Consider the following 12,888-nt stretch of genomic DNA (forward strand, 5'->3'; position numbering starts at 1 on the left):
CATGCACGGCACCGGCGCGGACGGGACCGGCGCGGACGGGATCCGCATGCACGGGACCGGCGCCGAAGGTCGCCGCGCGGCGCGGGGCCGTTCGGACCTCGCCGTGGTCACGGCCTGGTGGCGGGGGCTCGGCGGCGACGGGTTCCTCGTGCTCCCGCCGCCGACCCGGGGGCGCTACACCCAGTCCGACGGCCACGAGGACGCCGCCGAACTCGCCGCGGTGCGGGGCCTCTCGGCCCCGGTCTCCTTCGCGTACTGGCACTGGCAGTCCCACCGGCGGTCCTTCGACCGCTCCGGCGCCCTGACGGGCGAGCTGCTGCTGCACTGGGGCGGCGACCACGCCGCCGTCGCCGCCGGGCTCGGCGAGGGGCCCGCCGGCTTCCGGATCACCGACAACGGACCGGGAGGCGCCTTCGGCCTGGACCGGGTCACCGGCCGGGACGGGGCGGGCCTGCCCGACCCGGCGGACCCCGACGGCGTACGCCAGTTCCTCGACGCGCTGGACGAGCCGGCGGACCGCTCCGCCGTCTCCTTCCGGTACCGGCCGCTGTCCCCCGCCCAGGCCGCGTGGCTCCACGAGCGGCTGCGCGGCCCCCTGGACCTCTCCGCCGCGACCCGGTTCGCGGTCTCGCTGGAGCGGCGGGACGGGCTCGCGCCCGACGAGACGGAGCGGCTGCTGCGCGCCTGGCGGGCGGAGTACGAGGGGCGGCCGGCGGAGTGGGGCGCCTGGAAGGAGCTGCTCCACGCCCTGCTGCGCCACGGCTTCGAGGAGGCCTGGGAGGTCGTCGCCGAGCTCGGCGCCCGGGCCGCCCCCGTCCTGCGCCGGGTGCCGTCCGAGCGGGGCCTGGCCGTCGTGCGGGAGACCGCGCTCGCCGGCGACCGGAGCGCGGTCCACGCCTGGCTGACACTGCACCGCGCGCTCCGCGAGCCCGACGCGGTACGGGCCGCGGCCGCCCTCGCGGCGGAACTGGAGGCGCACGGCGCGCCGGAGGAGTCGCTGCGCGGCCTCCACGAGGCGCTGGTCGGGGCCGTCACGGCCGACTGGCGCCGGGAGACGGGGGCCGACCACCGGGCCGGTCTGTCCTGGTCCGCCCTGACGGTGGTCCGCCTCAGCACCGACGAGCGGCTGCCGCGCGCCCTGCGCGTCCTCGCCGCGGACGCGGCCCGCGACCGGGTGGAGCTCGTACGGGAGGAGGCGCTCCGGCCCGGCGGCGGCGCGTTCGCCGGCACTGGGGCCGACACCGACGACGTACTGGCCGCCGTGGACCGCTACGAGGCCGCCCGGGACGGGCTCCTGTCCGGCACCGGGCCGGACCTCACCGCCTACGAGGGCGCGCTGGGCGACGTGTGGCACCGGTACCGGACGCTCACCGACGCCGACGCGCGCTGGCTGCGGGAGCGGGTGGCCGACCCGGGGACCGGACTGCAGGGGCTCGGGTTCTGCCTGGAACTCCTCCTGGCCCACGGCCTGGCCGGGGCGTCGGAGGTCGAGGCGCTGCTGCCGCGCCGGATGAAGGACCTCACCAAGAAGTACCGGACCACGTACACCGAATGGCGCCACCCGCTGGTCACCCTGACCTGCCTCGCCCTCGACCTGGACCATCCGGCGGCGGGGAGGCTGGTCTCCTGGTGGAACGGGGCCCGGCCGGTCTGGAAGGACGAGCTGCGGCTCCTCACCCACCTCGGCGCCCCCGACGAGGCCAAGGCCGCCGAGCTGTGGGACTTCGTCACCTCGCCCGCCCACGACGTGGGCCAGCTGATGACCTGGGTCCTGGTCCGGGCCCGCCTCGACGGGGAGCATCCGCTGCTCGTGGCCGACCGGCTGATCGGCGTCCCCGGGATCCCCCCGCACAAGCTCCAGCAGGTGCTGGTCGGCGTGGCCGACCCCGCGCAGCCGCTGTGGCACTACTCCGTCGACGACCGCAGCCGGGGCTGGTGGCAGCGCGCCCTGGAGGTCGCCGAGCACCCGGGCCTCTCCCCCGAGGCCCGTGCGATCGGCCTGCGGACCGCCCGCGCCCACTCCCTGGTCCGCCGCCCGGACCAGGTGAAGCCCGCGCCGCTCGTGGGCCGACCGGTCACCACGCCTCGGTGTCCGTCGAGGTGCGCTCCGCCGGTTTCGCGCCGCCGCGCGTCCTCAGCCGTGTCGCCACGAGGGGCAGGAGGAGTACGGAGAGCATGGCCGCGCCGACCAGCGCGGCCGCCTCCTCCGCGTCGAGGAGTTCCTGGTCCACCCCGATGGTGGTGATCGCGACGACGAGCGGCAGGCACGTGGCGGCGTAGAGGGCCAGGGCCGACCGGTCGGCACGGACGAGGTCGCGGGGCGCCAGGAAGTACACGGGCAGACCCCTCACGACGAGGAACAGCAGCAGGAACAGCGGGACCAGCGCGAGCGTCCCGGGGTTTCCCAGGAGTTCGTCCAGCTGGAACTCGATGCCGGTGACCACGAAGAACAGGGGCACGAGGAAGCCGAACCCGATGGCCTCCACCTTGCCGAGGATCTCGGCGCTGCTCTCCGGTGCGGCGCCGTCGAGCACGAGCCGGGTGAGCACGCCCGCCGCGAAGGCGCCGAGCAGCACGTCGAGGCCGAACGCCTGCGACAGGCCCAGCATCGCCGCGAGCAGCAGCACGACGAAGCGGACGGCGAACTGGCCGCTGCTGTGCAGCGTCCTGGCCATCAGGCGCGGGAGCCACGCGGGCGGCGGGCGCATCGCCAGGACCACCGCCCCTGCGGTGATCGCCCCGAACGCCACGAGGAGGGCCGCGGACTCCGCCGGCCTGCGGCCGCTCAGGAGCAGCGCCATGGCGATGACGGGTCCGAACTCCCCCACCGCCCCGAACGCCATCGTCACGTCCCCGAAGCGCCCCTTCAGTTCCCCGCCGTCCTTCAGCACGGGGAGGACGGTGCCCAGCGCGGTGCTGGTCAGCGCGGTGCCGACGACGAAACCGGTGAAGACGTCCCCGCCGCTCAGCAGCAACCCGAGGCCCAGCCCGGCGGCCAGGGAGATCAGCCAGGCGCCCAGCGAGCTGCGCAGGAGGCCGCCGCGGACGTTGGCGAACTCGATCTCGTAGCCGGCGAGGAAGATGAGCATCGACAGGCCGAGTTGGGACAGGACGTCGATCACCTCGTCCGAGCGCGCCCACCCGAGGACGTCCGGGCCGATGAGGACGCCCAGGACGATCTCGAAGATGACCAGGGGGACGCGGACCCGGCGGGCGAGGCCGTCGGCGAGCAGGGGTGCGAGGACCGCGGCGGACATGATCAGGAGGAGGGTGGTGGCGGAGGACACCTCCGGTGTCTAACACGCGGTGCGGGGATCGGCGGTGAGGCCGCTCCGGGCGCACCCGTTCGGCCGGAAGGACCGGAGCGGGCGGGCAGGGCGGTACGTGGGCGGCCCGGGCTCGGACCCCGGCGGCCGTCGGCGGCTCACGTCGGAGGGGCGGCCGGTTCCGGTGGCGGGGCGTCGGCGGGGGCCTCCGCGGCCAGGAACTCCACCAGGGCCAGGGCGAGGAGCAGCGCGAGGGCGAGGCCGAGGACCACCCAGCCGGTGGGGTGCGGCCAGAAGACGTAGCCGGCGAGCGCCGCCGCGACCAGGGCGCCGGTGATCCAGGCGCGGTACCGGTGGACGAAGGGGCCCACGGGCCCCGTGCGCAGACCGGAGCGGTCGGCCGTGGCGCGGGCCGCGCCGATGCCGGAGGTCCACGGGCCCCTGGCCAGGGCGGCGCGGCGGCCCGGTCCGGTGAGCCAGGCACGACGGGGGCGAGGTCGAGGGTGACCGCGTCGTCCTCCACCCGGACCGCGCCGCCGCCGCTGCCCGTGAGGGCCTTGTCCACGGAGGCGTGGACCGCACGGTCGGCCTCCGTCCGGACGGTCGCGAAGGCGTCCGAGCCGGTGACCTCCCGTGCCTTCTCGTGCACGAACCCGCGGACCGCGTCCTCCAGGGAGTCGCCGAGGCCGCCCGACGCCTTCTCCAGGCGAGGCCGTTCCCCGGGGGCGGCGCCGGCGTCTCCTCCCCGGGTCCGTTCCGCGGGCCGGTCACACGGCCGCCGGGGCGAAGGGGCGCATCTCGTCGCCCTCCGGCTGGACGACGCCGTAACTGCCCTCCGGTACCTCGTTCCAGGCGCCGGGCAGGTCGCCGAGGGGTTCGGACACGATGAGGCGGGTCCCCTCGGAGGCTCCCTGCAGGAACGTGACGTCGGGGTGGAGCCGGCGCAGCGTCTCCACCCGGCTGCTGTAGAACAGGGACCGGGAGGCGCGCTCGCTGGAGTAGCGGAAGGCCCAGAGGCGTTCGCCGTCGCTGATGGCCAGCGTCATCTGGAGGGGGAACTCCACGCCGTGCTCGCGGCCGACGCGCTCCACCGTCCCCGCCATCCGGGCGACCGCGGCGGGCGGGTCGTGGTCGAGGCCGAAGGTGAGGGCCAGGTAGAACATCACCTCGGAGTCCGTCGTCCCTTCGAGGTCCGCGTACAGCGCCGGGTCGATCAGCAGGGTGAGGGCGCGGCGCACGCGGTGGAACTCCGCGACGGCCCCGTTGTGCATGAACATCCAGCGGCCGTGCCGGAACGGGTGGCAGTTCGACTGCTGCACCGCCGTCCCGGTCGACGCCCGGATGTGGGCGAAGAACAGCGGCGAGCGGACGTGGTCGGCCAGTTCCCGCAGGTTGCGGTTGCTCCAGGCGGGGCCGATCTCCCGGAAGAGCGCCGGGGAGTCGGTGCCCTCCGAGTACCAGCCGACGCCGAATCCGTCGCCGTTGGTGGTCTCCACGCCGAGCCTGGAGTGCAGGCTCTGGTCGATCAGGGAGTGTTCCGGCTTGTACAGAATGGTGTCGAGCAGGACGGGCGTGCCCGAGTACGCGAGCCATCGGCACATGCGTCATCACCTGGGTTCCTGCCGCGGTCGGGGAACGGCGCCGGGAAGATCCCGTACGGCCCTCCCATTCTCGGTCCCCTCATCGGGGAGTGCCACGCGTGCGCGTCCCGGAGGGTCCGTCCGGCTCCGTTCCGGTCCCGTTCGTCCAGACGAGCGGGTACGTCTCGCCTCCGGTCCGCTCGGCCCACCGGAGCCGGTCGAGCACGACGGCGCGCCGTTCGGCGGGAGCCCGCTCCGCCAGCGCGCGCAGGAGGTCGCGCGTTCTGCGCAGGGTCATCGGGGAGCCTGCGGCGGCGAAGAGCACGTCGTCGACGGCGGTCCGGACGTAGCGGTCCCAGGCCGGGACCGGGACGCTCACCCGGGCCCGTCCGGTGGAGTCGTGGAACCGGCCGACGTCCAGGTCGCGACCGGCGAGGCGGATCAGCAGGGCCTCCAGGTGGTCCAGGGCCTCCACCGCCGTGGCCGGGTCGTTCACCGCCGGGGACAGGGCGCGCAGGGCGATGTCGGCGAGGAGCCGGAAGGGCAGTTCGGGGTCCTGGTCGAAGATGCGCTCGACGCCCGTCGTCAGGGCTCCGAGGAGTACGGAGGCGGGCACGCCGTCCCCGGCCACCCGGGCGACGACCGTGCCTTCCGCCAGGGTCGTACCGGGGGCGACACGGAAGGCGACCGCGGAGTCACCCGCCCGGGCGGCGCCCAGGAGGGCGGGTACGTCGACGCTCTGGAGGACGGCCGGCGGCCCCGTCCAGCGCACTTCCGCACCTGCGTCGGCCACCGGGGGCGACGGAACCGCCCCGGTCGGGGTGTACGGGTTGACGTACAGGGTGTCGTACAGGCGGTGGGCGCGGGTGGTGATCGCGCTGAGCGAGTGTCCGAGCTGGATCGAGTCGAACGCCTTCATCTGGAGCGTGCGCATCAGGGCGAGCGCGACCAGGGTGAGGACCACGGCCACGGAGGGGACGGCGGTGGAGACGCTCTCCCGGGAGCCGATGGCCAGGCCCGCGGTGATGCAGAAGACGAACAGGCCGACGGTGAAGGCGAACGTCCGCCAGACGACCGGTTCGTCGCGGAACAGGCCGAGGCGCGGGGTGAAGGTGCTCGCGGAGAACTGCACGACCAGGAAGAGCACCGAGTAGATGATGCTCACCAGGCTGATCACGCCGAAGCCCAGGGTGAACAGCACACCGGCCACCCGGCCCGCGTCCACCTGCGGCCCTCCGGTGACCAGCGGCGCCAGCAGCCCCAGCCCCAGGCCGGCGACCGCGCACAGCAACTGCGACAGGCCCCTGCGCACGGCGCGCGCGGGCCGCCGGAGCGGCGTGGTCCCGCGCCGGCGCGTCCCGGGGCGTGCGGGGCCGCCGATGGGGTCGGGCATCCGGCCTCCTCCGGGACGTGCGGTTCAGGACGCGAGGATGCGGCGCTTCTGCGCCTCGAACTCCTCCTCGGTGAGTACGCCCTGGTCCCTGAGCCGGCCGAGTTCGTGCAGCTGGGAGATCTTGGCGTCCATCGGTACGGCGGCCGGGGGCGGTGCCGCCTCGTAGGCCTGCTCGTGGACCGGCCGGGGGGCGCGTGCCTCGTCCTGTTGCGCCCAGCGGCCGGCCTGGCGGCGCGAGACGCGGTTGGACACGGCGGTGGCCGTACCGGAGATGACCGCGGTGCGGGCGACGCCGCGCAGAAGTCCGGGCATGGCGGAGGTCCTTGTCGTCGGGTGGCGGTGGGGCCGTCAGGAGGCGGCGGCTTCGGCGGCCTCCAGGGAGGCGAGGAGGTCCTCCGGAGGGATCCTCCCGCCGGCGACCACGCGGGCGCCGTTGCGCCGCAGCGCCGCCGCCAGGGGCGCGGCCCAGAGGTTCTCGTAGACGACGACGCCCGCCGAGCTGTCCGGCCGGAGGGCGGCGGCGGCCTCCCGCAGGTCGTCCTCGTCCAGGAGTCCGGAGGAGGCGCCGTCGAAGACGGCGAGGTCCAGTTCCCCGTCGCCGTCCAGGTCCGCGATCTGCAGGGCGGTGACCGTGCCGTCCGCGTCCTTGCGGACGAAGGACAGGTCGAGGACGCGGATGATGTGGCGGTCGACCAGGTCGAGCAGGCGGGACAGCCCCTCCCCGGTCATGCGGTTGCCGGGGAACTCCAGGACCAGGTAGTCGACGGGCCCCATCTCGGAAACGTCGTCGACGTCGTCGGTGCTCATGGCGGCTCCTCGTCCGGCGGTTCCCCGCCTCCGGTGACCGGCGGTCTCCTCGTACCGGCCGGTGGCGCGTCGTCCTCCATTGCAACACCGGGGACCCGCGCACGCACCCGCGTGCCGCCCGTCCGGGGGCGTCGGAGTGGGAGCCGCCGGCCCGGGGGACGCGGCGGCGGCGCGCGGAGAGCGCGTGCGACGGGGTGGGTCGGGGAGGGCCGCCGGCCCGGGGGGCGCCCCCGGGAGGCGGCTCTCACTCCGCCGGCAGGACGATCTCCCGCTTGAGGATCTTGCCGCTCGGCCCCAGCGGCAGCGCGTCCGCGAGCCACACCCGGCGCGGATACTTGTAGGCCGCCACCCGCTCCTTGACGTACTCCCTCAGTTCCTCGGGGAGGGCCTGCGCGCCGGGGCGGAGCACGACCGCGGCCGCGACCTCCTCGCCCAGTTCGGCGTGCGGGACGCCCACCACGGCGGCGAGGGCGACGGCGGGGTGCTCGTGCAGGACCTCCTCGACCTCGCGCGGGTAGACGTTGTAACCGCCGCGGATGATCATGTCCTTCTTGCGGTCGACGACGTACAGGTAACCGTCCTCGTCGGCGCGGGCCAGGTCGCCGGTGCGCAGCCAGCCGTCGGGCACGGCGGCCGCCGTCTCCTCGGGGCGGTTCCAGTACCCCTTCATCACGTTGGGTCCCCGGACGGCCAGTTCGCCGATCGCGCCGGGGGCCACGTCCTGCCCCTTGTCGTCGAGGAGCCGCACCTCGACGTCCCGGATGGGGGTGCCGATGGAGCCGGCCTTGCGCGGGCGGTCGGGGTGGTTGAACGTGACCACGGGGCTGGTCTCGGACATGCCGAAGCCCTCCAGGACCGGGCAGCCGAACCGCCGCTCGAAGCCGTGCAGGATCTCCACCGGCAGCGAGGCGCCGCCGGAGATGCACATCCGCAGGGTCGAGACGTCGGCCTCGGACGGGTGCTGGAGGAGCGCCGCGTACATGGTCGGGACGCCCTCGAAGACGGTGGCCCGCTCGCGGGCGACGGCGTCGAGGACGGCCCCCGGGTCGAAGCGGGGTATCAGGACGAGGGAGGCGCCGCTGCGGACGGCCGCGCTCATGGTGCAGATCTGTCCGAAGATGTGGAACAGCGGCAGGCAGCCGACCACCACGTCCTCGGGCGTCATCCGCTGGATCTCGACGCCGTTGACCTCGGTGTTGTGCCGCAGGCTCGCGTGGGTGAGGACGGCGCCCTTGGGGCGGCCGGTGGTGCCGGAGGTGTACAGCAGGACGGCCATGTCCTCGCCGTCCGTGTCGGCGACCTCGGGCAGCGGCTCGTGCCCGGCCAGGGCCGCGGCGAACGCGGCGGGCTCGACGGCGGTGTGCCGCACGCCCGCGGCGGCGGCCCCCTTCGCGCCCTCGCCCGGGGCCCGGTGCCATTCGAAGAGGCGTACCGCCCCGGAGTCGGCGAGGTGGAACTCGGTCTCCCGGGTCTTCAGGAGCGGGTTCATCGGGACGACGACCGCTCCGGCGCGCAGGATCCCGTAGTACAGGACGACGAACTCGGGGACGTTGGGCAGCATCAGGGCGACCCGGTCGCCCGGCCGTACGCCCTCGGCCCTGAGCAGGGCGGCGGCGCGTGCGCTGCGGTCGTCCAGCTCCGCGTAGTCGATGACCCGCTCCCCCAGGCGCAGCGCGGGGCGCTCGGGCTGCCGTCGCGCCGTCTCCACGAGGAACCCTGCCAGATTGGCCATGACCCGCCTCCGTCACACGAAGCCATCAGATGTTTACATCGCCGACATCTTGTCGCCGTCTGCGCGCATGTCCTATGGCCTGGCCGACAGCGCTCGGACCCTCGGATTGTTCCCGGCGACAAAACGGCGGGGTTAGGCTGCGGGCATGGACCTTTCGGGCGTGGCCGCGGCGCTTCACGCGAGGCTTCCCGAGCTGGCCGGGCGCATGGCGCTCCGCATCCGCTCGGAGGTCGACGCCTACAAGGACGAGTCGCTGGTCTCCCCGGACGCGGTGCGGCGCTCCTGCGCCGCCAACGCGGACTTCGTCCTGACGCACCTGCGCCGGAAGGACGCCCCGGACGCGGAGGCGGCCCGCGAGACCGGGCGCGCCAGGGCGGAGCAGGGCGTCCCGCTGGCCGACACCCTGCGCGCGTACCGCATCGGCTCGGAGCTGCTGTGGACGGAGATCCTCGCGGAGGCGCGCACGCGTCCGGAGGTGTCGGACGACCTGCTCGTGTCGGAGTCCGCGGACTTCTGGGCGCTGTTCGGCCTGTACGCGGAGGCGGTGGCGGTCGCCTACCGGGAGACGGCCGCCGAGCTGACCTCGCGGGGCCAGGCGAGGCGCTCCGCGCTGGCCGAGGCGCTGTTCACCGGCGTCATCACCGACCACACCCTGTGGGAGGCCGCGCGGGAACTGGGGCTGCCCGAGCAGGGGCCGTACGCCGTCGCCGTCGCGGAGGCGGGCGCCCCGGGCGAGGAGCCCCTCGCGGGGGTGGAGGCGGCGCTGCTCCGGGCGGACCTGCCCTCGGCCTGGAGGCTGCTGCCGGACCGGCAGCTCGGCCTGATCGCGCTGCCCACCGCCGCGGCGGAGGACACGTGCCTCCGCGTCCTGCGGCGGAGCCGCGCCCGCGTGGGGTTCAGCCCCTGCTTCCCGTCGCTGCGGAGCGTCCCGCAGAACCTGCGCTTCGCCCGTCTGGCCCTGTCCGGACTGCCGGGCACCGGTCCCGGCGTGGCCCGGTTCGACGACGACCCGCTGGCGATGGTGGTCGCCGCCGCGCCCGCCGAGGCGGCCCGCCTGGTGGAGGTGACCCTTCGGCCGGTCCTCGACCTGCCGGCCGCGGAGCGGTCCCGTCTGCTGCGCACCCTGGAGCAGTGGTTCGCCTCGGGCGGCTCGGCCGACGCCGCGGCCCGGGGCCTCTTCGTCCACCCCAACACCGTCCGCTACCGCCTCCGGCGGATCGAGGAGCTGACGGGCCGGTCCCTCTCCGACCCGCGCACGACGGCGGACGTCGGCGCGGCGCTCCTGGCGGTCCGCGACCGGGGAGAGGGGCCGGCGGGCCGGCGGGCGGACACCGGCTGAAAAGGACGGGCACGGACCGACGGCCGACACGAGCAGGCACGGGCCGACAGCAGGCGCGGGCCCCGTCGGGCTTCCCGTGCCCGGTGGTCGTCCCTGCGTCCGCCGCCGGCGCCGAGCGGTTCCGTCTACTCCTGTTCGCCGGTGTCGGAGGGTTCGCCCCGCAGGCGGCGGGAGCGCAGGACCAGGAGCAGTTCGAAGCGGTGGTCGGGGTCGTCGAGCACGTCGCCCCAGAGTTCGCGGATCTGCCGCAGGCGGTAGCGGGCCGTCTGGGGGTGCACGCCGAGGCGGTGGGCGACCTCCGGGGCCCCGCCGGAGGTCTCGATCCAGGCGAGCAGCGTGTCGGCGAGGCGCCGCGCCTGGGCGGGCGCGACGCCGTTCAGGGGGGTCAGGCAGCGCGCGGCCGCCGCGTCGACGAGCTCCCGGGAGGGCAGCAGGAGCAGTTCCTCGACGCGGTCCGTGCAGTGGTGCAGCCCCCCGTGGGGCAGCAGGCCGTCCTCGATCAGCCGGACGGCGGTCTCCGCCCAGCGCAGGGACTCCACCGCGGCGGCGAGCGGCACCGTCGGCCCGATCGCGCCGGACCATCCGGCCGTGGCCCGGCGGACGTGGTCGGCGCGGCCGGCGACGTCCGGATCCGGGACGACCACGCGGGGCTGCTCGCTCTCCATGTCGAGGAGTACGCCCCGGCCGAGCGCGGGGGCGACGGCCTCGCGCGCCGGCCGGATCAGGACGCCCACCGCGACGGTGGCCGGCAGTTCCCAGCCGATGCGCGCGGCGCGCTCCCCGAGGGCCTGGGCGGGGTCGGCGTGCCGGCCCGACAGCATCCGGTCGATCAGCCTCCGCTGCAGGCGCAGGCGCTCCCCCTCCTGCCGGGCCGCCGCCTCGGCGTAGCCGCGCACCGACTCCTCGACCAGGCCGTCCAGGTACTTGAAGCCGGCCTCGGCGAGTTCGTACATGGCGGGTGCGGCGATGTCCACCTGCTGGCCGACCTCGGCGAACCGCCGCCAGGCGAGCCGGACGCCGAGGCGGTAGACGGCCTGGAGCGAATCGTGGCTGCGTCCTTTCAGCCCCTCCGCCCGGCCGAACTCCCGGAAGATCTCGTCGGGCACGCGCGGGTCGGCCTCCCCGGACAGGAGCTGCTGGACGAAGCCCTCGATGGCGCGCCGGATCCCGACGAGGGACTTCGGTTCGCCGGTCTCCTCCTTCGCGGGGCGCTGTCCGGGGAATTCGGAGCGGATCGCGCGGAGGATCTCCCCCGCCAGGTCCGCCGACTCGGACAGCACGATGGCCGCGAACCGGTCCACCTTGGACGGGGGCACGTCGCCCCAGACGAGTCGGGTCATCGGCTCGCCGGGGCCGTGTCATAGGTGACCAGCGGCACGTTCGGCTGCTCGGGCACGGCGTCGAGGACGGCCACGATCCCGAAGGCGGCGCCCACGGCGAGCACGGCGGCGATCACGACGGTTCCTGTTGCGGCGATCAGTCTGTTCATTGTGTCGGGTCAGCTCCTCGATCGGAGACGTCCCCACCCCGGCCGGCCCCCACGGCCGACCGACAGTTTTGACAGCACATTGACATTCCGTCAAGTGCTGCCTAGCGTCTCCGGCCACAAGGGCTTGACCGGGTCCTGAGGTCCGTGCGTCTCCGTGCGAGTTGTCCCACAGGAGTCCCGGATGCGCCGTACCGCTTCACCACTGTCCCTGATCCTGCTCGGAGCGGGGGTGTTCCTGCTGGTCCTGGCCCCGTTGCTGGTGGCCCAGGTCCTGCCGCAGGCCAAGCGCACCCCGCTCGACGTCGACACGACGACCGTCTTCGAGGGCAGCGGCAGCTATTTCGACACCGCGCGGCTCGAAACGGTCCACGACCGGCGGATCACCATCACGCGGCAGGTCCGCGGCGACGTCGCCGAGGGCGTGCGGAGCGGGAAGGCCGTCTGGGACGTGTCCACGTCGGTGGACACCGACGCCACGCTGCCCGCCGCCGACACGCGGGACTCCCTCCAGTGGACCCTGGAGCGGTGGGTGACGGACCGGCGCACGAACGAGCCGGCGCACTGCTGCGGCGAGTCGCCCGTCTTCGACGGCGAGGCCTATCTGAAGTTCCCCTTCGACGTCGAGGAGCGCGACTACCGCTGGTGGGACGGCACGCTCGGCGCCGTCGTCCTGCTCCGCCACACGGGCCCCGGCACGGTGCAGGGGCACCGGGGCCTGCGCTTCACCGGCAGCGTCCCCGCCACCCGTACCGGCGTGCGCCAGGTGCCGGGCAGGCTGGTGGGCCTCCCGGACCGGCCGCAGGTGCTCGCCGAGGAGTGGTACGCCAACAGCGCGATCGAGCTGGTCGTGGACCGGCCCACCGGGCGGATCCTGTACGCGGCGACAGGCCCCCGGAAGACCCTGCGCGCCCCGGGGTCCGACAAGGACGCCGTGGTGCTGCTGTCCAGCGGGAAGATCGCGTTCACCGAGGCCACGCAGCGGCAGCAGGTGAAGCTCGCGTCGGCGGACGGCGGCCGGCTGAAGCTGCTCGGCGGCACCCTTCCGCCGGGGGCGGGGATCCTCGGCGGAATACTCGCGCTGGTCGGCGGTCTCCTGGTGGCGCGGGGGCGAATTGCCCCGACTGCGCGCCCGTGATGCTCACTTGGCGATGCATCGGCCCGTCTGAGCGGCCCCCAACTTGTCATACCGGTGAGTAGCCTCGCGTCGATCACCTGCCGAAGACTGACGTCCCCAACCAAGCACGGCCCCACCCCGGTCTCCCCTGCCCACCCCACCCCGCCC

Annotated in this window: 11 protein-coding genes and 1 pseudogene; 3 read left to right on the forward strand and 9 right to left on the reverse strand. The window is 74.7% G+C overall.

The window, feature by feature from the left end; translation table 11 throughout:
• Nucleotides 1-46: 46 nt before the first annotated feature.
• Nucleotides 47-2,059, forward strand: a pseudogene (locus tag CP977_RS03520) (hypothetical protein); the annotation flags it as partial.
• Between the two features lie 16 nt (nt 2,060-2,075).
• On the opposite strand, the gene CP977_RS03525 reads toward CP977_RS03520, so the two are convergent.
• The 7 genes from CP977_RS03525 to CP977_RS03555 form a co-directional block, all read right to left on the reverse strand.
• Nucleotides 2,076-3,287 carry a cation:proton antiporter gene (locus CP977_RS03525; protein WP_152369587.1) on the reverse strand — a complete coding sequence of 404 codons (1,212 nt, stop codon included), beginning with the start codon at nt 3,285-3,287 and terminating at the stop codon, nt 2,076-2,078.
• 137 nt (nt 3,288-3,424) lie between these two features.
• On the reverse strand, nt 3,425-3,637 hold the full coding sequence (locus tag CP977_RS35470) for a hypothetical protein (RefSeq protein WP_062757381.1): 213 nt from the start codon (nt 3,635-3,637) through the stop codon (nt 3,425-3,427).
• A 396-nt stretch (nt 3,638-4,033) separates the two neighbouring features.
• A complete protein-coding gene (locus CP977_RS03535; protein WP_062757384.1) occupies nt 4,034-4,867 on the reverse strand; it encodes a class II glutamine amidotransferase in 834 nt (277 codons plus the stop codon).
• A 79-nt stretch (nt 4,868-4,946) separates the two neighbouring features.
• Complete coding sequence (locus CP977_RS03540; protein ID WP_152369588.1) at nt 4,947-6,239, reverse strand: DUF2254 family protein; 1,293 nt, start codon at nt 6,237-6,239, stop codon at nt 4,947-4,949.
• Nucleotides 6,240-6,263: 24 nt separating this feature from the next.
• Nucleotides 6,264-6,551 (reverse strand): SHOCT domain-containing protein, encoded by a 288-nt coding sequence (locus CP977_RS03545; RefSeq protein ID WP_062757388.1) that lies wholly within the window; start codon nt 6,549-6,551, stop codon nt 6,264-6,266.
• 36 nt (nt 6,552-6,587) lie between these two features.
• Nucleotides 6,588-7,046, reverse strand: a complete 459-nt coding sequence (locus CP977_RS03550; RefSeq protein ID WP_229991551.1) for a DUF6325 family protein — start codon at nt 7,044-7,046, stop codon at nt 6,588-6,590.
• Between the two features lie 244 nt (nt 7,047-7,290).
• The gene (locus tag CP977_RS03555) at nt 7,291-8,778 is read right to left on the reverse strand and encodes a long-chain-fatty-acid--CoA ligase (protein WP_062757390.1); all 1,488 of its coding nucleotides are present in this window, start codon (nt 8,776-8,778) and stop codon (nt 7,291-7,293) included.
• A 145-nt stretch (nt 8,779-8,923) separates the two neighbouring features.
• Here CP977_RS03555 and CP977_RS03560 point away from each other — a divergent pair, with 145 nt between their 5' ends.
• A complete protein-coding gene (locus CP977_RS03560; protein ID WP_208421383.1) occupies nt 8,924-10,117 on the forward strand; it encodes a PucR family transcriptional regulator in 1,194 nt (397 codons plus the stop codon).
• Between the two features lie 125 nt (nt 10,118-10,242).
• Here CP977_RS03560 and CP977_RS03565 read toward each other — a convergent pair whose 3' ends face one another.
• Entirely contained in the window at nt 10,243-11,457 is a 1,215-nt protein-coding gene (locus CP977_RS03565; RefSeq protein WP_152369589.1) for a PucR family transcriptional regulator, read from the reverse strand.
• Nucleotides 11,454-11,606, reverse strand: a complete 153-nt coding sequence (locus CP977_RS33980) for a hypothetical protein (protein ID WP_167308995.1) — start codon at nt 11,604-11,606, stop codon at nt 11,454-11,456. The genes CP977_RS03565 and CP977_RS33980 overlap by 4 nt, the downstream gene beginning before the upstream one ends.
• 181 nt (nt 11,607-11,787) lie before the next feature.
• Between CP977_RS33980 and pgfA the strand changes: the two genes are divergently transcribed.
• Nucleotides 11,788-12,741, forward strand: coding sequence for a cell envelope lipid trafficking protein PgfA (gene pgfA, locus CP977_RS03570; protein ID WP_109186406.1), 954 nt, complete (start codon nt 11,788-11,790; stop codon nt 12,739-12,741).
• Nucleotides 12,742-12,888 lie beyond the last annotated feature (147 nt).

The sequence above is a fragment of the Streptomyces cinereoruber genome (assembly GCF_009299385.1).
Lineage (GTDB): Bacteria > Actinomycetota > Actinomycetes > Streptomycetales > Streptomycetaceae > Streptomyces > Streptomyces bikiniensis.

Bases quoted from the DNA above. Each gene is read 5' to 3' on its own strand.
- CP977_RS03535 (WP_062757384.1), bottom strand. From the start codon at position 4,867: ATGTGCCGATGGCTCGCGTACTCGGGCACGCCCGTCCTGCTCGACACC.
- CP977_RS03540 (WP_152369588.1), bottom strand. From the start codon at position 6,239: ATGCCCGACCCCATCGGCGGCCCCGCACGCCCCGGGACGCGCCGGCGC.
- CP977_RS03545 (WP_062757388.1), bottom strand. From the start codon at position 6,551: ATGCCCGGACTTCTGCGCGGCGTCGCCCGCACCGCGGTCATCTCCGGT.
- CP977_RS03550 (WP_229991551.1), bottom strand. From the start codon at position 7,046: ATGAGCACCGACGACGTCGACGACGTTTCCGAGATGGGGCCCGTCGAC.
- CP977_RS03555 (WP_062757390.1), bottom strand. From the start codon at position 8,778: ATGGCCAATCTGGCAGGGTTCCTCGTGGAGACGGCGCGACGGCAGCCC.
- CP977_RS03560 (WP_208421383.1), top strand. From the start codon at position 8,924: ATGGACCTTTCGGGCGTGGCCGCGGCGCTTCACGCGAGGCTTCCCGAG.
- CP977_RS03565 (WP_152369589.1), bottom strand. From the start codon at position 11,457: ATGACCCGACTCGTCTGGGGCGACGTGCCCCCGTCCAAGGTGGACCGG.
- CP977_RS33980 (WP_167308995.1), bottom strand. From the start codon at position 11,606: ATGAACAGACTGATCGCCGCAACAGGAACCGTCGTGATCGCCGCCGTG.
- pgfA (WP_109186406.1), top strand. From the start codon at position 11,788: ATGCGCCGTACCGCTTCACCACTGTCCCTGATCCTGCTCGGAGCGGGG.